The sequence below is a fragment of the Micromonospora sp. DT228 genome (assembly GCF_049841595.1).
Taxonomy (GTDB): Bacteria; Actinomycetota; Actinomycetes; order Mycobacteriales; family Micromonosporaceae; genus Micromonospora.
The window spans coordinates 1-22,683 of record NZ_JBNCKO010000026.1; the positions used below are offsets into that span (position 1 = coordinate 1).

Here is a 22,683-nt window from a genome sequence, read left to right on the forward strand (position 1 = left end):
ACGCCGCGCAGACCGTCCAGGTCTCCGCCTACCCCGACGCCTACGCCCAGTGGGAGCAGCAGGCCACCGACCTCGTCAACCAGCACTGGAACAGCTGACACCAGCACCACCGCACCACGACACCGACCGCTGGCCGGCACCCGCAACCCGGGGTGCCGGCCAGCGGCGTCTTCCACGCGACCCGACGGCACCCCGCAGGGGTCAGAAGAGGACCGTGGCGAGGGTGCCGATCGGCTGGAAGCCGCAGCGCTCGTACACCCGGCGGGCTGGGAGGTTGAAGTCGTTGACATACAGGCTGACGGTGGGGGCGACCCGCAGCAGCGCGTCGCGGACCACGGCTGCCATGGCGGCGGTCGCGATTCCTCGACCCCGCCACTCAGGCGCCACCCAGACGCCCTGGACCTGCGCCGTCCGCTTGGTGACCACGGCCAACTCGGCCTTGAACACGACCTTGCCGTCGACGAAGCGGGCGTACGCCCGACCGGCCCGGACCAGGTCGTTGACCCGCCGGCGGTAGCTGCGTCCGGCGTCTTCGGCCAGCGGGGAGACGCCGACCTCCTCGGTGTACATGGCCACCGCGGCGGGGAAGAGCCGATCGACCTCGCCGGAGCGGACCTGGCGTACCTCCGGGTCGGCCGGTACGGGTGGCAGGGTGTCGGTGGCCAGCAGTGGCTGGTTGGGGCGGACGTCCCGCGCTGGCCCCCACGTGTCGGAGAGGCGGTCCCACAGCCCGAGCACCGCATCGGCTCGGCCGACGATCGAGGAGCAGAGCCGCTCCTCGCCGGCGAGCAGGTCGGCGAAGGCGGCTACCGCGGCGTCGGTCGCCAGCACCGGCGTGAGGTTGCCGCCGAGCCAGCACAGTGATTCGAGGTTGCGGCGCGCGCCGTACCCCAGGATTCTGCCCTCGGCCCGCCACCAGGACAGCCCGCGCGCGGCGATCCGCTCGGCGACCTGCGCGCCCGCGAACGGGTCATGGTCGAGTAGACGCTCGACCGCGCGGCGCTCCGATTCCCCCAGTTGGCGTACCGGCACCGTCAGCACGACTACCAGCCTGCCAGATCGACCCCCCGCTTCGCCGGTCGAGTGGCAAGGCCGGCACCGGCTCGGCGGGCGCGCTTGTCGGCCGGCTCCGCCCGGCCCACCTGACGACCGGGGGCACCAGTGCCCCGAGCAGGAGGAACAGGGCACCGAGCACCAACCAGCCCGGTACGCCCCAGCCGAGCGCGAGGGTGGTCACCACCGCCGGCGCGAGCATCTTGCCCAGTTCGTAACCCATGCCGTACGTCCCCTGGTACTGCCCCTGGGCGTCGGCCGGCGCCAGCCCGAAGGAGATGCCCCAGCCGGCGGCGGAGTGCCACAGTTCCCCGGTTGCGTGGGCGATCGACCCGACGCCGAGCAGGCCCACCGCGCCGACGGTGGGCAGTGCGCCGCTGGCGGCGAAGAGTACGCAGGCAAGGGCGATGGCCACGCCCGCGCGACGGGCCGCGCGGGCGGCTCCGGGCACTGTGGTGGCGCTCCGGGCGGCGCGGACCTGGAGGAGCACCACGAGCACTGTGTTGACGAGCGTCAGCGCGGAGATCATCCAGATCGGCGCCCGGGTGTGCCCGGCGATCCACAGCGGCAGGGCGATGGTGAGCAGGCTGAAGTGCATGGACATCAGCCCGTCGACAAGGGTGAAGGCGAGGAACGGGCGGTCCCGCAGGGCGATCAGTCGGGGGCCGTGCGTCGGGGCGGCGATCGGGGCGACGCTGGGCAGGCGGAGGAAGATCGTCGCCGCGGCCAGGGAGGCCGCCGCGGCGGTGAGGATCAGCGCGACGTAGCCGGTTCGGGTGTCGGCGGCGATGGCGAAGCCGCCGAGGACCGCGCCGACGGAGATCCCCACGTTCGTGGTGGCCCGCAGGTAGGCGCGGGTGCGTACCCGTTGGTCGGCGGGGATCGCTCCGGCGATCAGCGCGCCCCGGGCGCCGCGCTCGATGGCGTCGGCAAGCGCCGTGGCGGCTCCGACGAGCACGAAGGTGGGGAACGAGCGTACGGCGATCAGACCTGTGGTCAGGGTGCCGGCGGCGAACAGTGCGCCGACCTGCACGCCGCGGGGGCCGACGCGGTCGGCCAGGTAGCCGCTCGGTGTGCTGGCCAGCACGCCGACGAGGGCCGAGATGGTCAGACCGATGCCCACCTGGGTCGCCGACAGGCCGACCGAGCGGGTGAGGAAGAGCGCGCTCGCGACGAGCCAGAGCCCTCGGCCGACGGTCTTGACCAGGGTGCCGGTGGTGAGGACGCGGGCCGGGCCCGGTGGGGGAAGCAGGCGCATGACCGCGACGCTAGCAAGACGTACGTACGGTTTGCAATTGAAGGCTTGTCGCCGGCGCAATTGAAGACTTGTCGCCGATGCGTTGCCGATATATCGTTGATGCATCAGCGACAGTACGAAGAGAGGAAGAACCCGATGCGGTTCCACCGACAGCACCACCAGATGCACGAGGCCCGGATGCGCGGATTCGGCTTCCCGCCGATCCCGCCCGGCCCGCACGAGCACGGACCCGGCGGCCCCTGGGGCGGTCGAGGCCGTGGCCGGGGTCGGGGCCGACGCCCCAACGTCCGAGCCGCCGTGCTGGCCCTGCTCACCGAGCGGCCGATGCACGGCTACGAGATGATCCAGGAGATCGACTCCCGCACCGGCGGTGCGTGGCGGCCGAGCCCGGGCTCCATCTACCCCACTCTCCAACTGCTGGAGGACGAGGGTGTGATCGTCGCCAGCACGGAGGAGTCCGGCGGCGGGCGGAAGCGGTTCACGGTCACCGAGGCCGGCCAGGCCGAGGCCACCGAGGCCGCGCAGACCCCGGCGTGGGCGGACGTCGCCCAGGGCACCGTGAGCAGTTGGCACGACATCCGCGACTCCGGCGCGCAGGCGATGAACGCCCTGCGTCAGGTGATGATGAACGGCACCGACGACCAGCGTGAGCGGGCCGCCCAGGTGCTCGACGAGACCCGGCGCAAGCTGTACGCGATCCTCGCCGAATCCGAGTGAGCCGCGGCGCACGACAAGCACGACAAGCACGACAAGCGCCACCCAAAAGCGAGGAAAGCGGCCGTCTCCCCGAGGGGAGGCGGCCGCTTTCCGCAGGCAGTGGAGATCAGTGCACGGTGACGGTTGGGCCGCTGATCAGCCCGCGCAGTTCCTCGGGCAGCTCGGCGCCCATCTCGTCGGCGATCCGCAGCGCCTCCTCGATGAGCGTCTCCACGATCTGCGCCTCGGGCACCGTCTTGACGACCTTGCCCTTGACGAAGATCTGGCCCTTGCCGTTGCCCGAGGCGACGCCGAGGTCAGCCTCGCGAGCCTCGCCCGGACCGTTGACGACGCAGCCCATCACGGCGACCCGCAGCGGCACCGGCAGCCCTTCCAGGCCGGCGGTGACCTCCTCGGCGAGCTTGTAGACGTCCACCTGGGCACGTCCGCAGGACGGGCAGGAGACGATCTCCAGGCCACGCTCGCGCAGGCCCAGCGACTCCAGGATCTGGTTGCCGACCTTGATCTCCTCGACCGGCGGGGCGGACAGCGACACCCGGATGGTGTCGCCGATCCCCTCGGCGAGCAGGGCGCCGAAGGCGACCGCGGACTTGATGGTGCCCTGGAAGGACGGGCCGGCCTCGGTGACTCCCAGGTGCAGCGGGTAGTCACACTGCTCGGCGAGCTGCCGGTACGCGCGGATCATCACGACCGGGTCGTTGTGCTTGACCGAGATCTTGATGTCGCGGAAGCCGTGCTCCTCGAACAGCGAGCACTCCCACAGCGCCGACTCGACGAGCGCCTCGGCGGTGGCCTTGCCGTACTTGCTCAGCAGGCGCTTGTCCAGCGACCCGGCGTTGACGCCGATCCGGATCGGCACTCCTGCCGCGCCCGCGGCACGAGCGATTTCCTTGACCTTGTCGTCGAACTGGCGGATGTTGCCCGGGTTGACCCGGACGGCCGCACAGCCGGCGTCGATCGCCGCGAAGACGTACTTGGGCTGGAAGTGGATGTCGGCGATCACCGGGATCTGGGACTTCTTGGCGATCGCGGGCAGCGCCTCGACGTCGTCCTGCGAGGGCACGGCCACCCGGACGATCTGGCAGCCGGACGCGGTCAGCTCGGCGATCTGCTGGAGCGTGGCGTTGATGTCGGAGGTGAGGGTCGTGGTCATCGACTGCACGGACACCGGCGCGCCGCCACCGACCGGCACCGAACCCACCATGATCTGGCGGCTGGCCCGACGGGGAGCGAGCGGCGGGGGCGGCACGGCGGGCATACCGAGACTGATAGCTGTCACTTCAGGCACTCACCTTGAGAAGAGCGTGATGGGGTTGACGACGTCCGCGGCGATGGTCAGCAGCGTGAACGCGCCACCGATCAGGATCACCACGTACGTGAAGGGCATCAGTTTGAGGTAGTCCACCCGGCCGGGGTCGGTCCGGCCGATGCGCGCGTAGACCCAGGAGCGGGCCCGTTCGAACCAGGCGATGGCGATGTGGCCGCCGTCCACCGGGAGCAGCGGCAGCAGGTTGAACACGCCGATGAAGAAGTTCAGTGACACGAAGAGCATGAAGAAGACGAGCCAGGCGTTGTTCTCCACCGCCTCGCCGCCGAGGCGGCTGGCGCCGACCACGCTGATCGGGGTGTCGACGTCCCGTTCGCCGCCGGTGAGGGCGGTCCACAGGGCGGGGACCTTCTGCGGGAGGCGTTGGAGCGCCTTCGCGGTGCCGACGGCCAGTTCACCTGTGAAGTCGGCGGTGGCGCCGAAGGCGCCGACCGGGCCGTACGTCACGCGGGTGGGCGTGCTGGGGACGAGCCCGACGCCGAGCGCGGCCACCGGCGCGGCGGCGCCCTTCGGGTTGTCCAACGGCGGACGCTGGGTCTGCGCGAGCACCGTGCTGGCGCTGCCCGGCTGCCCGTCACGGACGTACTGGATCTGCGCGGTCTCCCCCGGCTTGAGCGTGCGCAGGGTGGTGAGCAGGTCGCCGTAGTTGCCGATCGGGGTGCCGTTGATCGAGGTGATCCGGTCACCGTTGCGCAGCTGCGCCTGGGCCGCCGGGCTGGCCGCGTCGGCGGACGTACAGGCGCGCACCGCGTTCTCCGGCACCACGCACTGGCTGAGCTGGATGACGGCGGGCTCCTGGCGGGCCTGCCCCTCGGTGGTCGGGAAGTCGGGGTTGGGCAGGCCTGCGGAGACGGCGAGGATCCAGATCGTGACCAGGGCGAGCGCGAAGTGGGTGATCGACCCGGCGGCCATCACGATCGTGCGCTTCCACACCGGGTAGCGCCACATCACGCGCGACTCGTCGCCCGGCTCGACGTCGTCGTCCTGCGGCGTCATCCCGACGATCTTGCAGAAGCCGCCGAGGGGGATGCCCTTGAGGCCGTACTCGGTCTCACCCCGCCGGAACGACCAGATGGTGGGGCCGAAGCCGACGAAGTACTTGGTGACCTTCATCCCGAACATCTTGGCGGTCAGCAGGTGCCCCGCCTCGTGCAGACTTACCGAGACGAGGATGGCCAGGGCGAAGAGGACCACCCCGAGCAGGTACGACATCAAGCTCCTTCCACCGAACCCGCGATGATCTCCTGCGCGTGCGCGCGTGCCCACGACTCGGCCGCGAGCACGTCGTCGACGGTACCTGGTTCGTCGAAGTCCGGAGCGTCCTCCAGCACGCGCTCCAGGGTGTCGACGATGCCGAGGAACGGCAGTCGGCCCGCCACGAACGCCGCCACGCACTCCTCGTTCGCCGCGTTGTAGATCGCCGGGCGGCAGCGCCCGGCCTCCCCGGCGGCCTTGGCCAGGGCGACGGCCGGGAACGCGACGTCGTCAAGCGGAGCGAACTCCCAGGTGTGCGCGGCCGTCCAGTCGACGGCGGTGGCGGCCTCGGGCACCCGGTCCGGCCAACCGATGCCGAGCGCGATGGGCAGCCGCATGTCCGGTGGGCTGGCCTGGGCGATCGTCGACCCGTCGACGAACTCGACCATCGAGTGGATCACCGACTGCGGGTGCACCATCACGGTGATGTCGGCGTACGGCACGTCGAACAACTCGTGCGCCTCGATCACCTCAAGCGCCTTGTTGACCATGGTCGCCGAGTTGATCGTGACGACCGGCCCCATGTTCCACGTCGGGTGGGCGAGCGCCTGCCCCGGTGTGACATGCGTCAACTCGTCGCGCCCCCGACCCCGGAACGGGCCGCCGCTGGCCGTGACGATCAACCGCCGCACCTCGCCGCGCGTCCCGCTGCGCAGGCACTGCGCCAGCGCCGAGTGCTCCGAGTCGACAGGCACGATCTGCCCCGGCCGCGTCACCGCGGCCTTGACCAGCGGGCCGCCGGCCACGAGCGACTCCTTGTTGGCCAACGCGAGGGTACGACCACCCCGCAGCGCGGCCAGCGTAGGAGCGAGGCCCAGCGAGCCGACCACCCCGTTGAGCACGATGTCGCAGGGCCACTGGGCCAGCTCGGTCATGGCGTCCGGCCCGGCCACGATCTTGGGAAGCTTGAAGTCTCCGGTGGCCCAGCCACGCCGGCTCGCCTCGGCGTAGAACGCGAGTTGCAGGTCCTGCGCGGCGGACGCCTTGGCCACCCCGACCGCCTCGACGCCCAACTCCAGGGCCTGCGCGGCGAGCAGCTCGACGTTGCCGCCACCCGCACCCACCGCGACCACCCGGAACCGGTCCGGGTTGCGCCGGACGATGTCGATGGCCTGCGTGCCGATCGAACCGGTGGACCCGAGCAGGACGAGGTCGCGGGGGGAAGTCACACGGCCATTCTCCCCCACGGTCACTGAACACCCGCTGGGAGCCTCAACCCTCCCCGCCCACCTGTTCCGCGCCGCCCGTCGAGCGCCGCCGACCCTTGATCAACTCGCCTTCCAGGAAACCGGGCTATCCCCGGCACCCGGACACCCCGACTTCAACGAAACCGTGTCGATCACGCCAGGTCGTCGGCCGAGTCGGCGGGCGTCGGATCTGACGCTTCCTCGTCGAGCAGTTCGGCCGGGTCGATGGCGAACTCGAACGGCTCCCGCATGGCGAAGGTGCTTCCCGCCGCAGCGGCGGCCAACGGGCGATATTCACCGTCGACCAACTCGAGCAGGGCGATCGTCGGCACCCGGTTGCGCAGGTCCACCCGGAGGAAGAACGGCACCCCGACGGCCGCGTACTCCCGGGGCCTGTCGATCACGTCCTTGCGCCGGTTTCCCGGGGAAACGATCTCCCCCAGCAGCACCGCCTCGGCGATGGGAACCGCGGCGCGGCCACCACCTGATGTGCGCAGCACAGCGATGTCCGGGATGAAAAGATCATCCCCGGAGATCACATTGATCTCCGGATAGACCCAGAATCCGGCCTTCCGCGCAGCACGGTGCAGCACGTACGGCAACTCTCGCTCGACCGACTGATGATCGATTCCCGCGTGTGGTGTCACGATCACGCTTCCGCTCAGGACCTCAACCTTGGGGCCGTTGGTCTCCGGCAACAGGTCGAGGGCGAGCTGCGCGGTCCACGGCTCGTCGTGCCACCGCAGCACGTCGAACGACGGCTCGGTGTGCTGCGGCGCCGGCTCCGGCACGAACGCTGCCTGGGCCATCCGGGCTCACCCCCTCAGCGGACCATCCTGCTCAGCTCAGCCTAGTCCCGCAGCCCCGCGAAACCCCGGTCGCACAGCCTGTCCGTCGATGCGTGGGAAACCAGCGGGCTTCATCGCACAACTGCGCCTGAATTGAGAGCGAGGCCTGGACGTCACGGTGAATTGCCGGAGCCGTCAATCGATCGATGATCCACAGCAGTGCGGAGGAATCTCTTGCCGCTCCGCACAAGGCCCTCGCTGCGCGGTCGGGCTCGTTACCGCCAGGCCCGCGGCAAGCTCTGAGGCGCGAAGAATTCTTCATCGACGGTGGGATGCCGCTCCCGCCCGGCCGCAGCCACCACTGCCTCACCTCGCCACGTCGACAGGCTCTTCGATGCCCAATCGGCCAAGCCAGCAGGCATCGGCACAACCGACAGATCCGGCCCCAGACTAAATCGAGACGAGAGCACCCCCGCCGTTAATCCAAGCAGCCGACACGCACCCGTCGACGACGGCTTGGTCCTGCCAACCTTCGTGAATCAGCCCGTCAGATGTTGATTGATCCCGAATCTGACAAGATCTGGGAAGCTGTCAACGCGAATGTCTTTTGCGAAATCAAGGCCTAAAAACGCGCCCAAAGACCTTCCGATTTCGTCGCCCGCAACATCAGATAGCTCTTCATCTCGAGCCGCGTGGACCAAGGCTTCGAGAGCTCGGGGGTCCTTCCAATTCGCTAGATCAACGATAGCCTCGCAGCGTATATCCAAGTCCTCTGATTCATCGAGAAGCAGTCCGGAGAGACGCTCGGACCTCCAATCCCACACTAGAGTACTGATATCGGCCAAGTCTCTCAGGAAAACCCCAGGAGGGCGGTATCCGTGTTTTTCAACGTAATGCAGAATCATCATTGGCGCCGAATACACCTCACCAGCCTGAGTGTAGTAATGATATTCCCCGTTCCCCTCGAACACGGGACCTTCGCGACAGAACTCGCATTCATGGAAGCCCAAGGTGAGGCTCGACAAGCGCCACGAAGCGCTTAACAGGAGCTCCAACTCGTATCCGGTCACCCCGGATGCGGATGCGCCAACGCCCTGGACCCCATACTTGCGGCCCAGCCATCCCACAGAGCGCATAGGAAGTGGAAATGTCCGGTACTCGTAAGGCGAGAGATCGAGGTATTCCATACCGCCACTTTCAGCAACAGCCTTGGGGTGGGGGGGGGGGCCCCCCCCCCCCCACGCTGCGTCTGACGCACCACACGACCCGGCGTGGCACGCGCTGTGCCCCAGGTCACAGCACCTCAGGTAACAATCCGCGGCACCGATCCGTCCTTGAGGCAGACAACCACAAGGAGGACACATGTTCGCCGCTTACGTCACGCTCACGATTCTCGCCTCGGTCTTCACCGGCATCGCCGCCGTCACCTACCTGATCGGCCACGACTACCCGAAGGCCCAGATCGACATGAAGCGCCTGCCACACTCGTGGATGCCCCGGTTGGGCCTGACGCTGGCGGCGGGCTCGCTGGGCCTGCTGGCCGGATTCGCCGTACCGCTGGTGGGCACCCTCGCCGCCGCCGGCCTCGTGCTGTACTTCGTCGGCGCGCTCATCGCGCACCTGCGGGTGGGTTCCCGCCACCTGGTCGGGTGGGCCGTCTTCTTCACCACCACCGTTGCCACGCTGGCGGTGAACCTGGCCTACCACTGGTGACCCGTGCCGGTAGGCCTGCTCGTGGTTGCCTCGTCGTCCGCCGCCGATCGGGCCCGACGGTCAACTGCCGACGGTCAGCACCGCCGCGTCGTACGAGCCGACCAGAGTGGCGTCGTCGCGGGTGGGGCCCCAACCGGCATCCACAGGGATGAGGTCGCGTCGTCGAAAGCCTTCGCAGTGGACGGTGTCGTTATTCGGCGAGGAACGCCGTCAGGGTCCGGAGAAACTCGTCGGGAACCGCCTCGTGGACCAGGTGACCGGCCGTGATCGTCGTCAGCCGCGCGTCGGCCAGACGGTCGGCGAGTTCGACGAGATGCTCCTGGGGGATGGAACTCGCCGGGCCGCCACCGATGATCAGCGTGGGTGCCGTGATCTGGGCGACGATGTCGGCCCAGCCCGGATCCGGATCGTCGATCTCGGGTCGGATCTGCTCCACCAAGTGCCAGTCGAAGGGCAGGTCCCCCGCGGGACGGTCGGGAAGTCCGGGCGGCCGCGGGTGCAGATATCCGATGTCCTCGAGCACGAGTCTGCGGACGCTGTCCCGTCCCTCGGCGGCCACCCGGCAGGCCACCAGGCCGCCGAGGGAATGGCCGACCAGGTCCACCGGTCCGAGATTCAGCCGCTCCAAGACGCCGATGACGTCGTGCGTCAACAGTTCCAGGCTGTAGCTGCCGGGCCAGTCGCTGGCACCGTGACCCCGCAGGTCGACGGCGTAGACCGTGCGCTCGGCGCGCAGACCGGAGGCGATCACGTCCCAGTCACACGCGGTCCGGCCGAGGGCGTGAAGCAGCACGGCAGGCGTCCCGCTGCTGTCAACTGCGGACCACACCTGCAGGGAGAGGCGTAGATCTCCGACCGCGACGTCCATCAACTCGGGCATGCCCCGAGCCTGGCCACGGTCGACGCGGAATTCAAGACATTCGCCCGTGGGCAGAAGAGTGGGCTCTGACCACCCCGGATCGTCAGCAGCTGTTCGAGGCGCCAGCGGAGTCGCCGTCCCGCCTCGCCGTCGGGCACGGCTGCCACGGTCGTCGAGGGTATCCGGATGGCGTGAGCCGAGCAGCTTCCGACGGAAAGACTCTGGCTGGCTTTCGCTGGTCAAGACCTCGCGCTGGTGCCCCCGGCTAGAGACAAACCTGCACGGCTTGACCGTGACGCTGCCTGGATTGAGCTGCGCCGATGGCGCGCGTTGACCTGGTTGTCGAGCTGCCAAGGTGGCTGCAGGTTGGCAGGCGGTTCCAAACGGTGCTTCGTGCGCTGACGACCGGAAGCTGGCACTTCACTCAATCGATGGTCTTCGTTAATCAGCGCCTGCTGTGATCGCTGCGAGCGGACTTGCGCGGTGGACAGCATCGTTGCCTGCCTGCCTGCCTGCCTGCCCACCGCCCGCTTTCTGACGAGACCTCGACGGCCTCCCGGGCGGTACCGACGACGGAGGACCTGTGAGAAGAAGCGGCGCCCTGCGGCCCCGGCCGAAATCCGCTGTGTTGGCCCGACTGCGGATCAGTACCGCGATGATCGTGGTGGCAGCCCTGATCGGCGGCGGGCTGGCGGCACCGGCCCAGGCCGTTCCGGACCGGGCGCCGGCCACGCTGCCCGCCCAGGTTCCGATGGGCCCACTCGGCAGCATGACCGTCGAGGCCGCGGACGATGACATCGTCTTCACCCTGGATCTGGGGGAGACGGTCGATGTCGCCCGGGTACGCGAGGCGGCTTCGGAGTTCCAGGGCCGTGGCCCGGCGTTCGGGTCGACATTCCAGGCGGAGACCCAGGCGAATCCGCCCGGTGCCACGTACCCGGGTATGGACTCCTGGCCCGACTTCGACGGCACGATCAGCGTGACGGAGGCCGAACTGTCTCTCACGGTCACCCGGCCGGAGGTCCAGACCGATGCCGGCTGGCTGGCGCAGATTCTCGCCACCGGCGCCGGCGTCACAGTGCTGATCGTTTCGCGGGCGCTCTGCGTCGGGGCGCTGGTGGCCATCACCAGCCCGCTTGTGCTTCCCGTCGCGAAGCCCGTCTGCGCCTTCGTGGGCACGTTCCTGGGCAACCTCACCCGCGGCGGCATCCTGATCGCGGTGGACGGCGGCACGCTCGATGGCAGCGTCTGGGCACATCTGATCGTCGCAGGAATCATCCAGGCCGCCGGTGCGGCCGCCTGGGAATCCGGCATCGGACACTGGGCCGAGACCACCCTCCCCGGCTACCTCGAGCGGGCCGGCAACGGCGTCGTCACGCTGGCCACGAAGGTGGGCCGATGGTTCGCGTCCTTCAAGCCCGCGCTGATCCAGGCAGGAACCTGGCTCAGAGAGCACGTGACCGATGTTCGCAGGGCCGTCGACGAGGTCGGCATGGCCGATGTGCCGCTGAGGGTCATGCCGATGGGCGACTCGATCACGTACGGCGTGAGCAGTTCGACCGGGTCGGGATACCGCTCGGGTCTCCACAGCGCTTTGACCGCTCAGGGCGGGCAGGTCGAGTTCGTCGGCTCGCAGCGCTCCGGCCCGGCACCGAACGCCCACGAGGGGCACTCCGGCTGGCGCATCGCGGACATCGCCGGCATCGCGGACTCCGTGCTGAGCACTTACCGGCCCAATGTGGTGCTGCTGCACATCGGCACCAACGACATGCACCAGAACGGCGAACCAGCCGGCGCCCCGGGCCGGCTCGGCAGCCTGATCGACCAGATCTTCCGGGCGGTGCCCCAGGTGACGTTGCTGGTCTCGACCATCGTCCCGTCCGGCAACTCGGCCACCCAGGCCCGGATCGCCGCCTTCAACCAGGCAGTGCCCGGCCTGGTGGCGACGAGGCGGGCGGACGGCAAGCACGTGTATCTGGTCAGCATGAGCGCGGTGACCACATCCGACCTGGCCGACGGAATTCATCCCAACGACGCCGGCTACCGGAAGATGAGCGCGGAGTTCTACCGCGGTGTTCTCGCCGTGGCCGACGCCGGCTGGATCGTGGCACCCGGCGCCGTGACCCCGACGGCCGCCCCGGTCCGGGCGTGGAACTACCAAGGAGTGGTGGCGCCCGGCACGATGAGCCGCGATTCCTACCCGGGCAGCCTGTCGCTCGGCAGCGGCGACAAGGTCCTGTTCGGCGATGTCGACGGCGACGGCCGAGACGACTACCTCGTCAGCCACTCCGACGGCTCCGTGAACGTGTGGGTCAACGGCGGCGCCGGCCTGGACGGCACGATCGCCTGGATCGGACACGGTTCCAGCGGCTTCCCGTACGCTCCGGGCTTCCTGTGGCAGACCGCCGATATGAACGTCGACGGCCGGGCCGACCTGGTGCAGATCAACCCCAACACCGGCTCCCTGGGCCTGTATGTCAACGGCGGCACCGACTCGCAAGGCCGGTACATCTGGAACTCGGCAGGGCAGATCGTCCCCAGTCTCGATGCGCCCGGCAGCCAGGTCCGCTTGGCCGACATCAACGATGACGGCCGGCCCGACTACCTCTGGGTCCGGCCGGACAGCTCGGTGCTCGCCTGGCTCATCGGCCGGACGGGGGCGGGGGTATGGGGCTGGTTCAAGCAAGGCGAGATCGCCGCCGGCGTCAGTTCCCCGGGCAACCAGATCCGCTTCGCCGACCTCAACGGTGACGGCAAGGCCGACTACCTCGACATCGGGCCGGACAGTTCGATACGGGCCTGGCTCAACGGAGCGACGGACACGGACTTTCATACCGTCCCGCCCAACCTGAGATGGTCCTCGCAAGGGGTGGTGGCCCCCGGCGTCGGTTCCCCCGGCGGCCAGATCCAGCTCGCCGACCTGGACGGCGACCGCAAGGCGGACTATCTCGACGTCGACCCGGTCACCGGCGGCATCCGGATGTGGAAGAACTCCGGCGCGGCCCCCGGCGGCGGGTGGCAATGGGCCTCGCGGGGCTCGGTCGCCACCGGCAACCACGCCCGGGTCGTGTACGCCGACCTCAACGGCGATCGCCGGGTGGACTATCTGGAGGTCAGCGCGGACAGCTCGGTCAAGGCCTGGCTGAACGGCGGCTCCCAGGGCAACGGCGCCAGGGCGTGGAACTTCGTCGGCACGGTCGCCACCGGTGTCGGCGTGCCCGGCAGCAATGTGCGGTTCGCCGACATCAGCGGGGACGGCAAGGCCGACTACCTGGCCGTCGACGCCGACAGCTCGGTCGAGGGGTGGATCAACGGCGGGCCGGGCAACGGTGGTGGTTGGGTCTTCAACTCGCAGGGCATCGTGGCCACCGGCGTCGGGTCCCCGGGCGGCCAGATCCGTTTCGCCGACGTCAACGGGGACGGCAAGGCCGACTACCTCGACGTGGCGCCGGACAGCTCGGTCGAAGCCTGGCTGAGCGTCGGCGCATCCAGCGGCGGCGGTTGGCGGTGGACCTCGATCGACACGGTCGCCGTCGGCGTCCACGTGGCTGGCACCAGCGTGCGGTTCGCGCCGCTCTACGGGACGGCACGGGCCGACTACATCGCCCTCGGCGACAACGGCACCATCGACGTCTGGCAGAACGGTGGTCGTAACGGCAACGGCAACTGGCTGTGGCTGAACGGCGGCAAGGTCGCCGACGGTGTCGGCAGCCCCGGCAACCAGATCCAGCTCGCCGACATCAACGGGGACGGCCGGGCCGACTATCTCGACGTCGACCCTGCCACCGGCGCCACGCGAGCCTGGACCAACGCCAGCTGACAACAGGAAACGCCCGGCAGCTCGTTGCGAGCCGCCGGGCGTTCTCGTCGGTGGGGCTGGAGCGCGGCGCCGTACAGCAGGGTCGCGAAGGTCATGTGCAGGCCCGACCTGGTCGGCCCTTTGCGGGCTACCAGCGCTCCTGCTCGGTACGGGGCGGCGGGGTGTCGGCGGGGCGGCGGGGTGGCGGGGTGGCGGGCGAGCCCGACGATGAAGATCAGGGCTGTTGCGGCGACGATCAGCAGCGCCACGCGGGTGGAGCGGTGGACGCCGGGCCTGGTCGGCATGACCACGGTGGCGAGATTTCCCGGGACCGGGCCGACGTGCTGGGGCGGGAGGACCGCGATCACCCGCGGCGTACACGTCGAGGGTGCCGGCGCCCTGCGAGGCCGTCCGTTCCCCGCCGGGCGCGGGCCGCGCGGTCTGCTCCAGCCGGGCCTTGACATCGGCCTGCTTCAGATCGGGATGGTACGAGCGGACCAGAGCGGCAGCGCCCGCGACGTAGGCGGCGGCCACACCCGAGCCGGTGACCGTGTAGTGACCCGGACCGTGGGGCCCGACGCTGAACCATCACCGTGGGACGTCAGCTCTCCGTCGCCTGCGCACGTCCGGCCAGTACGTGGATCAGGATCCAGCCGCCCTCAACCTCCGTCATCGGGATGACGAGCCGTTTGGGTCGGCCCGGCGCCCGCTCGATCTTGAGCTGGCCATCGTCGAGTTTCCAGCCGGTGACTTCGCCCCAGGAAACGGTGGGCTTCTTCGCGTACGTGAGGCCGTGGGGGTCAACGGTCACCTTGCCGAAGGCCAGCGCCTGCCCGGCTGCGAGCCGGTCCAGGGCACGGCGGGCGAGAGGCTTAACGGCCGCAGCGTCCAACGACTCGGCCAGTATCGGGAACTGAGGCAGCAGCTCGCCGATTCTTGGGGACAGGGCGCCCAGGATGCCGCCGACCGGGCCGTAGGGGTCGTAAGCGTTTGTGAACGCGGTCGGCAGTTGCACCACCCGGCCGTCGCGGCCACGGAGGCGGTAGCCGACCAAGCTGGCACCGGCAGCGTCCACGTGCGGGCTCCACTCCCAGTCGACCTCGTCCACCTCCGCCCAGCGCAGGCTGTCCCGGACCCGTCCGCGGTAGTCGAGCGCGGCGAATCCGCCCTCGTACAGGTAAAGCCACCAAAGCCGACCCGGGCGGAAGAACTGGCGCCCGACCAGGAAGATCGCGACCAACAGCCCGGCGACGATCGCAAAAGCGACCCACAGCGGGGCGACCCCGGTCTCGTCCACTCCGATCGGCACGAGGCACAGCGAGAGGACCATACCGATCAGCAGCATCCCGAGGGCCGTCTGAGCCGGGCCTTGGGTCTCCCGGACGAAGAGACCGACGACCGGTCCCAACCTCAGCCCGTGTCCCAGCGACACGGCGTGCTCGTGTTGCGGCGCCATCTCCTGGCGGCGCTCCAGCACCCTGCGGTCCTCGGGCCTGTTCGGCATGCCTCGACCATCGCAACAACTGTCAAACAGAGCCCCGCGACTCAACAGAGTCGCTGAGTTGAGCACACCCACGCATCCGAGCAGGATCCTGTCATCGACACGAGCGCGCGCCGACCCGCACGGCGCACGCCGCACGGCCTACAGAGCATCACGAACCCTGGCCAGCCGTTTGCTCGACCAGGCCGGGCAGCGACGGCGTATTGCTGCGCCGCCGCCCCCTCAGAACCGGACGTGCACGTTTCCATGCATCCGGCTCAAGCAAGCCCGCAAGGATCGGTTGAGCCGACGCCGTACGGTGCCAGCTCGGTGAGCGGCATCGTCCTCAGGTCCGTTCACCGCCCGAGGGGCGGCGTCTAACTTGTCGGCTTCTGGACTGCGCGTTCCTGCCGGCACGACGTCACGGGTGTTCTCCGACGGCAGACTCTGCGCAGTCGCACCAGCACCGGCATGTCTGGACGTCAAACACCCCCGTTTGTGTCGGGGAAGTTCTACGGGATCTGCTCGCGCCGACCCGGTCCCCGAATCCGGCTCGCCCGGGCATTCCGCCAGGCCGCCGACTCCGGCGTGGTCAGCCACGCACGCTGCATCAACGCCGACGACCACCGATCCTGGCCGACGACCACCGATCCTGCATGGGCACCGACTACAAGGTCGGCTGCCGTCACCTCGGCCTTGCACCGGCAGGCACCGCCTGGCCTGACCCGCGCCTGGAGCACAACGGCACCCTAACCACTTACGCCAAGGCGCCGTTGTGCTCTCAGGGCATCACGAAGCTGGCTTGCACGATCAGTAGCCGCCCGATTGCCGGGCGTTGTCGCGGTTCTGTGACGTGCCCCCGGCAGGATTCGAACCTGCGACACACGGTTTAGGAAACCGATGCTCTATCCCCTGAGCTACGGGGGCGCGAGTGGTCAGTGTAACGACCTGCGGGTTCACCTGGGGTGGCAGGGAGTGGCCCACGTTCACCCACGTTGCCCGGACCGCCGTTCTCCCAGCCCAGGGCCACACGCCGAGCACACGAGCCCCGGTTTGCGACCGGCGGTCGGCCGTGATGGCCCGCGTTGGCATCGGTTGACCCGGGTTGGCATCCGCTGGAGGAGTCTCTACGCGAGTTCGCACGGTGCCACCTCTGCTGATCTTGGTTGTTTGGGCTGGTAGGGAGTCTTGTCGCGGATGCAGGCCCAGAGGACGTTGAGGCGTTGTCTGGACAGGGCGGCGGTGGCTTGGCGGTGGGTCTTTCCTTCGGCTCGTTTCTTGTCGTAGTAGGCGCGGGATCGTGGGCAGTGGGTCAGGGCGGTGAAGCTGGACATGCTGAACACCCGGCGTAGCCCGCGGTGGTAGCGGTGGGGTCGGACCTGGTGGCCTTGGCGGCGGCCGGAGTCGCGGGAGATCGGCGCGAGTCCGGCGTGCGCGGCGAGTGCCGCGGCGCTGGGGTAGGTGGTCAGGGTGCCGGCGTGGGCGAGGAACTCGGCGGCGAGGGTGGTGCCGATGCCGGGCAGGCTGGTGATGATCTCTCCCAGCTCGTGCTCGGCGACGATACCTGCGATGGTTTCCTCGATGGCGGTGATGCGGTCGTTGACCGCTTCCAGGTCGGTGGCCATCTGCGCCAGGATCCCGCCTGCGATGGCCTCCCCGGCGACGGCGACGGTCTGCGCCCGAGCGGCGGTGAGGACTTTGGCGGTGAGGGCCTTGGCGGCCCGGACGCCGTGCTGGCGTAGGTAGGCCAGGATGCGGGCCTCACCGGCGCGGCGCAGTCCGGCGGGGGTCTGCCACTGTGCGAGGAGCCGCAGCGCACCCTTGCTGCGCAGGTTCAGCGCCTTCTCCAGAGCGGGGCTGATCATGGCCAGCATGTCCTGGATGCGGGCGGTGAGGCGAACCCGGTCGGCGACCAGGTCCAAGCGGCGGGAGACGAGAGCTTCAACTGCTGTTGTACCCCGTCTGCGAGGGTGAGGGTCGGCAGGTCGCCGCGCATGCGCAGGGTCTGGGCGATGACGTAGGCGTCGTGGGCGTCGGTCTTGCGTTCGCCGTGGAACGCCTCCGCCATCCGCGAGGTGACGGTGCCGCTGACGTAGCGCACGTCCGCGCTGCGGTCGAACAGGACCGCCAGCAACAGCGAGGCGGGTCCGCCGCGCAGGTCGACGGCCCAGCGGATCGGCTTGCGGCGTTTGCCGAGCCGCCCGGCGATGCCGGAGATGGCCTGCTGGTCGTTGGGGATCTTCTCGGACAGGACCACGGTGCCGTCGTCGTCGACGACGCACACGTGGTGGTAGGTCTTGCCGACGTCGACGCCGGCCCACAGGCTGCCCATCGGGCATCACCCTTTTCGCTCGTGCTGGTCAGGGGCGTGGACCCGCCGCGGTTCAGTAGCCACAACTTCGGGAAGGGCGATCGGTCGCAAGTCTCCATCCAGTGCTGATACAGCGGTCGTCAGCGAGGGCCGGGGCGTCCTACTCCTAGCTGGCCATGACATCGGCAGCACACACCCAGACAGTCACCCGACCCTCCGGGTCCAACCCAGCAGACGACGTACTTCGATGCATGGTTGCGGGTCCCGACGGACTCCTGGATTCTGCTGCCGTTGGCGTCGGCTGTCCGGGGCGTCCCCGGTGCGCCACGGGGTCTCACGACCTTGCCGCACTTTGGCGACGCTCATCGGGCGGCAACCGTGCGTCAGGTGTCGAGGCCTGCGAGGTTGAGGCGTTCGAGCAGGCTGGGCTTGCGGGCGTGCACCGCCCGTAGCTCGGCCAGCCGCTGTCGGAACGATGTGCTGTCTCCGTCGCGTTCGCCGAGATCGCGTAGGTCGACGAGGAGCTGAACTGCGGTGTCGTACTCGCGGGGTTTCTTCGTGGCGATGAGTTCGTCAACCCGCTGCCATGCGGCGGTTTGGTCGACCGCGAGAGCGTCGAGGTGTCGTTGCCGGGCGGCTGCGGCGGACCGTTCCCGGCGAACCCGCTCGCGTTCGCGCTGGTCGACGTCCCGTCGTTCCCGTTCGGCGCGCAACTTCGCGGCGGTGGCGAGTAGTCCCCCGGCGGTGCGGGCGGCCGTCGGGGTGGCCGCGTCGGTGGGGTGTGCGTCGCGATAGCGGCGCAACAGTCGGCTGCGTAGGTGGTTGTCGCCGCCGGTGATCAGGTCGGTCAGGATGGCGTCCTTGTCCCGAGCGGGCAGCCCGACGACCCAGGTGCGTAGTTGCGCAGCGGCCGGTTCACCGGCGGCGGCTGGCGCTGACCCGGCCGCCGCAACCGCGATCAGATCAGAGTCGATGCGTAGGAACTCGGCGACAGCGGTGAGGGGCGCGTCGAGGGTGCCCAGTCCGGCGGGGACGGGCGGTTCGGGCTCGTCGTCGGCGATCTCCTCGGACTGTACGCAGCGCAGCCAGGCCAGGTAGAGCGGACGCAGGTCGCCGGCGGCGAGGCGGGCCCGGACCGGGATGATCGAGGTGAGCAGACCGTGGCCGTCGAGGTCCCACTCGTCGGTGCCGTCCTCGTCGTCGTGGAGGTCGATGATGATGTGCTCGCCGGCGGTCCACACGGACGCGCTGTCGCCCTGGCAGTAATGGGCGACGGTTGCGGGGTCGAGCAGGTGTTTCGGTAGCCGCAGCATGAGCTGGTGGGTTCCCCAGTTGGCCAGGTACACGTGGGCGTCGAAGTACCGTTCCATCAGTGTGCGGGGGTTGCCCTTGAAGTTGCCCCACTCGTAGGTGTTGACGAAGCTGGTGGCGGTGATGTCGGCCCGGGTCGACAGCGACCGCAGCTCGGCCCGCTCCCGGCCGGTGAGGGGCCGGTCGACGGCGATGAATTCGTAGTACTGGTACTCGCTCATCGTGGCCTACCTTCCGGCCCAGCGCCGGTAGGCGTCGATCCATGCGGCGCCGTCCGGCGCGGGGGTGGGTAGCGGCAGGTCGAGGAGGTCGATCTTCTGCCGGTGTCGGCCTCGGGTGCAGACCGCGACGATGCTGTCCGCGGTCAGGTCGACCTTCCGCACGGTGACCTCGACGCCGAGGACGGTGGTGGTGAACGGCACCGCCAGATGCTCCTTGAGCATGGCGAACAGGCCGGTGAGCTGCTCGTCGTCGCCGTACGCGTCGACGGTGGCTTCCTCGATCATCGCCTGCAGCGTGGCGTTGCCCTTCGATGCCATCGGCGGAGGATAGCGGACCGGTCTCGCGGTGCCCGGAGCCTGATGCGCGAGGATGGTCGGCATGGGTTCGGTAGCCGAGTTCGTCGATCTTCGGCGGGAGGTGGAGCGGTTACGGACGGAGAACGCCCGGCTGGCGCGTCTGCTGGAGCTGCGCGGCCAGGACACGTCTGCGGCGCCGGAGCAGTTGTCCGCGCCGGTTGAGCCGCCAGGGCTGGTCACCATGGCTTCGCCGACTCGGGACAAGCTGGCGTTGTTCGTCGACCGGTTCCGGGCACGGGCCGACGTGTACGCCGTGCGGTGGGACAACGTCCGTACCGGTGCCGCCGGTTGGATGCCCGCGGTCGCGGGCGGTTGGCGTAAGGGTATGGACCGGCGGGGTGCCGCCTACCTGCCCCGGACGACGGAGGTCGTCGCGGCGCATCTGGTCGGCGACGTGTTCATGGGCCTGTACCCACTGATGCCCGGCAACACCTGCCACTTCGTCGTGGCCGACTTCGACGGGCCGACGGCGATGCTCGACGCCCTCGCCTACGTGAAAGCGGCACGAGCCAGCGCGGTGCCCGCCGCGATGGAGATCTCCCAGTCAGGCCGCGGCGCCCACGTGTGGATCTTCTTCACCGGCGCTGTTCCCGCGGCCACCGCGCGCGCCGTCGGCACGGTCCTGCTGCGCGAGGCGATGGTGCTGCGCGGGTCGATGGACCTGCGGTCGTACGACCGTCTCTTCCCCAACCAGGACGTCCTGCCCGAGGGTGGCTTCGGCAACCTCATCGCCGCACCGCTGCAGGGCCGCCGCCGCAAGGAGGGGCTGACCACGTTTCTCGACCTCGGCACCCTCGAGCCGCACGCGGACCAGTGGGCGTTCCTGTCGACGCTGGACCGGCTCAGCCCCGGCGACGCCGAACACGTCGCCCGGCAGGCCAAGCAAGCCGTCACCGGTGCCGACGTCGCCACGATGAGCCGGTCCGCCGCGACCCAGGTCCACCCTCCGCTCCCTCCGGTGGTTGACGCGGAGGTAGGCGCCGGGCTGAGCATCGACGCCAGACAGCTCACCCCCGCCGCGCTGGCGACGTTCAAGCACGCCGCCGCCATGGCCAACCCGAAGTTCTACGAGTTGCAGCGACTCCGCAAGTCCACCTGGGACACCCCACGCTTCATCCAGGGCTACGACCTCACCCTCGATGACCGCTTGGTCCTCCCGCGGGGCCTGCGGCACACCATCACCACGATCGTTGAGCGCGCCGGATCCCGGCTGGCAGTCACGGACGCACGAAACCCCGGGACCGAGATCGACGCCGCGTTCACCGCCGAACTCACCAGCAGGCAGGCCAACGCGGTCAGCGCGCTTCTCGCCCACGACGACGGGATCCTGGTAGCCCCACCGGGCTCCGGCAAGACTGTCATGGCCTGCGCCGTGATCGCCGAACGCAACACCTCCACCCTCGTCCTCGTCGACCGCAAAGCCCTCGCTGACCAGTGGCGCACCCGGATCCAACAGTTCGTCGGATTGAGGCCGGGGCAACTCGGCGGCGGCCGACGCAAGCTCACGGGCACGGTGGACATCGCGTTGCTGCCCTCCCTGGCACGGCGCGACGACGTCGCCACCCTGACTCAGGGGTACGGGCACGTCATCGTCGACGAATGCCACCACCTCGGCGCGGCCGCGTACGAGCACTCGGTCAAACGGATCGCCGCGCAGTTCTGGCTCGGTCTCACCGCCACACCCACCCGACGCGACGGCCTCTGGGCCTGCCCCGTTTTGACGGACATCCGAGATCAGGGGACCTGGGGTCTCCGGGAGGATGTCCATCATCATGGAGAGCATGGGAAAGAAGCGGCCTCGGCCTCGGCGTTCGTTCACGCCGGAGTTCAAGGCCGAGATCGTCGAGTTGTGCCAGCGCGGTGACCGCACGATTCGGCAGGTCAGCCAGGATTTCGACCTGACCGAGACCGCGGTGCGTGACTGGGTCAAGCAGGCCGACCTCGACGCCGGTACCCGCACCGACGGGCTGACCAGCAGTGAACGAGACGAGCTTGCGCAGTTGAGGCGGGAGAACCGCAGGTTGCGCGAGGACGTGGACATCCTCAAGCGGGCGACGGCTTTCTTCGCGAAGGAGACCCGGTGAACGTGCACCCGTTCATCGAGGCGGAGCAAGCCGGCGAACACAACGTCAAGCGTGCGTGTGAGCTGCTCGAGGTCTCCAGGTCCGCCTACTACCAGCGCAAATCCGGTGTCCAGTCCGTCCGCGGGCACGTTGATGCCCAGCTCACCGAGAAGATCATCCAGATTCATGCGGCGTCGAAGGGCACCTACGGGGCGCCACGCATCCACGCCGACCTCGTCGACGCCGGCATGCGGCACGGCCGTAAACGCGTCGCCCGGCTGATGCGCGCCGCTGACCTGGCCGGCAAAAGCCCTCGCCGGTGGCGGACCACAACGATCCCGGACCCGAACGCCAGCAGACGCCCCGACCTCATCGGGCGCGACTTCACCACCAACCCGGGCGCCCTCGATTCCCGCTGGTGCGGGGACATCACCTACATCAACACCTGGCAGGGCTGGCTCTACCTGGCCACCGTCATCGACCTGGCCTCACGCCGCATCGTCGGCTGGGCCATCGCCGACCACCTCAAAACCGACCTCATCGACGCCGCCCTCACCGACGCCCTCATGCGACGCCGACCCACGTCCGGGCTGGTCTTCCACTCCGACCGCGGCTGCCAATACACCAGCGCCCAACACGCCCGCCTCGCGCACCGTCACGGCATCCGCCTGTCCGTCGGACGCCGCGGGCAGTGCTGGGACAACGCAGTCACCGAATCGTTCTTCTCCACCATCAAAACAGAACTACTGCACCGCCAGCCATGGCCCACCCACCAAGCCGCCCGCCAAGCCATATTCGAGTACATCGAAGGGTGGTACAACACCCGCCGCCGACACTCGACCCTCGGCTACCTCAGCCCCGCCGCCTTCGAAGCCACCGGCTCGCACCTTCTACCAACGGTCCAGGCAGCCTGACTAAGATCAACACATCGACCCTGTCCGTCGAAACGGGTCAAGCCCACTCGGCCAACTCGTCACCTGGCAAC

17 protein-coding genes, 1 tRNA gene and 2 pseudogenes are annotated in these 22,683 nt (G+C 69.2%); 6 read left to right on the forward strand and 14 right to left on the reverse strand.

Going from position 1 to position 22,683, the window contains the following annotated elements; genetic code table 11:
* Window positions 1-201: 201 nt before the first annotated feature.
* On the reverse strand, window positions 202-1,041 hold the full coding sequence (locus ACLQ29_RS32605; RefSeq protein ID WP_393373065.1) for a GNAT family N-acetyltransferase: 840 nt from the start codon (window positions 1,039-1,041) through the stop codon (window positions 202-204).
* Window positions 971-2,311 (reverse strand): MFS transporter, encoded by a 1,341-nt coding sequence (locus tag ACLQ29_RS32610; RefSeq protein ID WP_425775219.1) that lies wholly within the window; start codon window positions 2,309-2,311, stop codon window positions 971-973. Before ACLQ29_RS32610 ends, ACLQ29_RS32605 begins: the two co-directional genes overlap by 71 nt.
* Window positions 2,312-2,446: 135 nt before the next feature.
* Here ACLQ29_RS32610 and ACLQ29_RS32615 point away from each other — a divergent pair, with 135 nt between their 5' ends.
* Complete coding sequence (locus tag ACLQ29_RS32615) at window positions 2,447-3,028, forward strand: PadR family transcriptional regulator (RefSeq protein WP_393373060.1); 582 nt, start codon at window positions 2,447-2,449, stop codon at window positions 3,026-3,028.
* 106 nt (window positions 3,029-3,134) lie between these two features.
* Here the strand turns inward: ACLQ29_RS32615 and ispG are convergent, their stop codons facing one another.
* The 5 genes from ispG to ACLQ29_RS32640 all read right to left on the reverse strand — a co-directional run bounded on the left by ispG (window position 3,135) and on the right by ACLQ29_RS32640 (window position 8,771).
* Complete coding sequence (ispG, locus tag ACLQ29_RS32620) at window positions 3,135-4,307, reverse strand: flavodoxin-dependent (E)-4-hydroxy-3-methylbut-2-enyl-diphosphate synthase (protein WP_393373057.1); 1,173 nt, start codon at window positions 4,305-4,307, stop codon at window positions 3,135-3,137.
* Between the two features lie 9 nt (window positions 4,308-4,316).
* Window positions 4,317-5,567 carry a M50 family metallopeptidase gene (locus ACLQ29_RS32625; RefSeq protein WP_425775220.1) on the reverse strand — a complete coding sequence of 417 codons (1,251 nt, stop codon included), beginning with the start codon at window positions 5,565-5,567 and terminating at the stop codon, window positions 4,317-4,319.
* Window positions 5,567-6,778 carry a 1-deoxy-D-xylulose-5-phosphate reductoisomerase gene (gene dxr / locus ACLQ29_RS32630; RefSeq protein WP_425775221.1) on the reverse strand — a complete coding sequence of 404 codons (1,212 nt, stop codon included), beginning with the start codon at window positions 6,776-6,778 and terminating at the stop codon, window positions 5,567-5,569. Before dxr ends, ACLQ29_RS32625 begins: the two co-directional genes overlap by 1 nt.
* 170 nt (window positions 6,779-6,948) lie before the next feature.
* Window positions 6,949-7,605 (reverse strand): Uma2 family endonuclease, encoded by a 657-nt coding sequence (locus ACLQ29_RS32635; RefSeq protein ID WP_425775222.1) that lies wholly within the window; start codon window positions 7,603-7,605, stop codon window positions 6,949-6,951.
* Between the two features lie 518 nt (window positions 7,606-8,123).
* Entirely contained in the window at window positions 8,124-8,771 is a 648-nt protein-coding gene (locus tag ACLQ29_RS32640; protein ID WP_425775223.1) for a HEAT repeat domain-containing protein, read from the reverse strand.
* 175 nt (window positions 8,772-8,946) lie between these two features.
* Here ACLQ29_RS32640 and ACLQ29_RS32645 point away from each other — a divergent pair, with 175 nt between their 5' ends.
* On the forward strand, window positions 8,947-9,297 hold the full coding sequence (locus ACLQ29_RS32645) for a DoxX family protein (protein WP_393366045.1): 351 nt from the start codon (window positions 8,947-8,949) through the stop codon (window positions 9,295-9,297).
* Window positions 9,298-9,487: 190 nt separating this feature from the next.
* Here ACLQ29_RS32645 and ACLQ29_RS32650 read toward each other — a convergent pair whose 3' ends face one another.
* Window positions 9,488-10,177 carry an alpha/beta fold hydrolase gene (locus tag ACLQ29_RS32650; protein WP_425775224.1) on the reverse strand — a complete coding sequence of 230 codons (690 nt, stop codon included), beginning with the start codon at window positions 10,175-10,177 and terminating at the stop codon, window positions 9,488-9,490.
* Between the two features lie 562 nt (window positions 10,178-10,739).
* Here ACLQ29_RS32650 and ACLQ29_RS32655 point away from each other — a divergent pair.
* Entirely contained in the window at window positions 10,740-13,976 is a 3,237-nt protein-coding gene (locus ACLQ29_RS32655) for an FG-GAP-like repeat-containing protein (protein WP_425775225.1), read from the forward strand.
* A 381-nt stretch (window positions 13,977-14,357) separates the two neighbouring features.
* Here the strand turns inward: ACLQ29_RS32655 and ACLQ29_RS32660 are convergent.
* The 6 genes and pseudogenes from ACLQ29_RS32660 to ACLQ29_RS32685 form a co-directional block, all read right to left on the reverse strand.
* Window positions 14,358-14,495: pseudogene (locus tag ACLQ29_RS32660) on the reverse strand (S8 family serine peptidase); the annotation flags it as partial.
* A gap of 61 nt (window positions 14,496-14,556) precedes the next feature.
* Window positions 14,557-15,432: a hypothetical protein gene (locus tag ACLQ29_RS32665; protein WP_425775226.1), complete on the reverse strand. Its 876-nt coding sequence runs from the start codon at window positions 15,430-15,432 to the stop codon at window positions 14,557-14,559.
* A gap of 857 nt (window positions 15,433-16,289) precedes the next feature.
* A tRNA-Arg gene (locus tag ACLQ29_RS32670) sits at window positions 16,290-16,362 on the reverse strand.
* Window positions 16,363-16,562: 200 nt separating this feature from the next.
* Window positions 16,563-17,767, reverse strand: a pseudogene (locus ACLQ29_RS32675) (IS110 family transposase).
* A 362-nt stretch (window positions 17,768-18,129) separates the two neighbouring features.
* On the reverse strand, window positions 18,130-19,278 hold the full coding sequence (locus ACLQ29_RS32680; RefSeq protein WP_425775227.1) for a hypothetical protein: 1,149 nt from the start codon (window positions 19,276-19,278) through the stop codon (window positions 18,130-18,132).
* A 6-nt stretch (window positions 19,279-19,284) separates the two neighbouring features.
* The gene (locus tag ACLQ29_RS32685; protein ID WP_425775228.1) at window positions 19,285-19,596 is read right to left on the reverse strand and encodes a hypothetical protein; all 312 of its coding nucleotides are present in this window, start codon (window positions 19,594-19,596) and stop codon (window positions 19,285-19,287) included.
* Between the two features lie 61 nt (window positions 19,597-19,657).
* Here ACLQ29_RS32685 and ACLQ29_RS32690 point away from each other — a divergent pair, with 61 nt between their 5' ends.
* The 3 genes from ACLQ29_RS32690 to ACLQ29_RS32700 are packed head-to-tail and all read left to right on the forward strand — an operon-like array spanning window position 19,658 to window position 22,612.
* Window positions 19,658-21,499, forward strand: coding sequence for a TOTE conflict system archaeo-eukaryotic primase domain-containing protein (locus ACLQ29_RS32690; protein ID WP_425775229.1), 1,842 nt, complete (start codon window positions 19,658-19,660; stop codon window positions 21,497-21,499).
* A complete protein-coding gene (locus ACLQ29_RS32695; RefSeq protein ID WP_425775230.1) occupies window positions 21,417-21,719 on the forward strand; it encodes a transposase in 303 nt (100 codons plus the stop codon). Before ACLQ29_RS32690 ends, ACLQ29_RS32695 begins: the two co-directional genes overlap by 83 nt.
* Window positions 21,716-22,612, forward strand: coding sequence for an IS3 family transposase (locus tag ACLQ29_RS32700; protein WP_425775231.1), 897 nt, complete (start codon window positions 21,716-21,718; stop codon window positions 22,610-22,612). Before ACLQ29_RS32695 ends, ACLQ29_RS32700 begins: the two co-directional genes overlap by 4 nt.
* The last annotated feature ends 71 nt before the right edge of the window (window positions 22,613-22,683 follow it).

What these genes read in the sequence shown, in the direction of transcription:
- ACLQ29_RS32680 (WP_425775227.1), bottom strand. Translation starts at nt 19,278, where the DNA reads ATGAGCGAGTACCAGTACTACGAATTCATCGCCGTCGACCGGCCCCTC.
- ACLQ29_RS32695 (WP_425775230.1), top strand. Translation starts at nt 21,417, where the DNA reads ATGGGAAAGAAGCGGCCTCGGCCTCGGCGTTCGTTCACGCCGGAGTTC.
- ACLQ29_RS32615 (WP_393373060.1), top strand. Translation starts at nt 2,447, where the DNA reads ATGCGGTTCCACCGACAGCACCACCAGATGCACGAGGCCCGGATGCGC.
- ACLQ29_RS32690 (WP_425775229.1), top strand. Translation starts at nt 19,658, where the DNA reads ATGGGTTCGGTAGCCGAGTTCGTCGATCTTCGGCGGGAGGTGGAGCGG.
- ACLQ29_RS32645 (WP_393366045.1), top strand. Translation starts at nt 8,947, where the DNA reads ATGTTCGCCGCTTACGTCACGCTCACGATTCTCGCCTCGGTCTTCACC.
- ACLQ29_RS32650 (WP_425775224.1), bottom strand. Translation starts at nt 10,177, where the DNA reads ATGCCCGAGTTGATGGACGTCGCGGTCGGAGATCTACGCCTCTCCCTG.
- ACLQ29_RS32635 (WP_425775222.1), bottom strand. Translation starts at nt 7,605, where the DNA reads ATGGCCCAGGCAGCGTTCGTGCCGGAGCCGGCGCCGCAGCACACCGAG.
- ACLQ29_RS32625 (WP_425775220.1), bottom strand. Translation starts at nt 5,567, where the DNA reads ATGTCGTACCTGCTCGGGGTGGTCCTCTTCGCCCTGGCCATCCTCGTC.
- ACLQ29_RS32640 (WP_425775223.1), bottom strand. Translation starts at nt 8,771, where the DNA reads ATGGAATACCTCGATCTCTCGCCTTACGAGTACCGGACATTTCCACTT.
- ACLQ29_RS32685 (WP_425775228.1), bottom strand. Translation starts at nt 19,596, where the DNA reads ATGGCATCGAAGGGCAACGCCACGCTGCAGGCGATGATCGAGGAAGCC.
- ACLQ29_RS32610 (WP_425775219.1), bottom strand. Translation starts at nt 2,311, where the DNA reads ATGCGCCTGCTTCCCCCACCGGGCCCGGCCCGCGTCCTCACCACCGGC.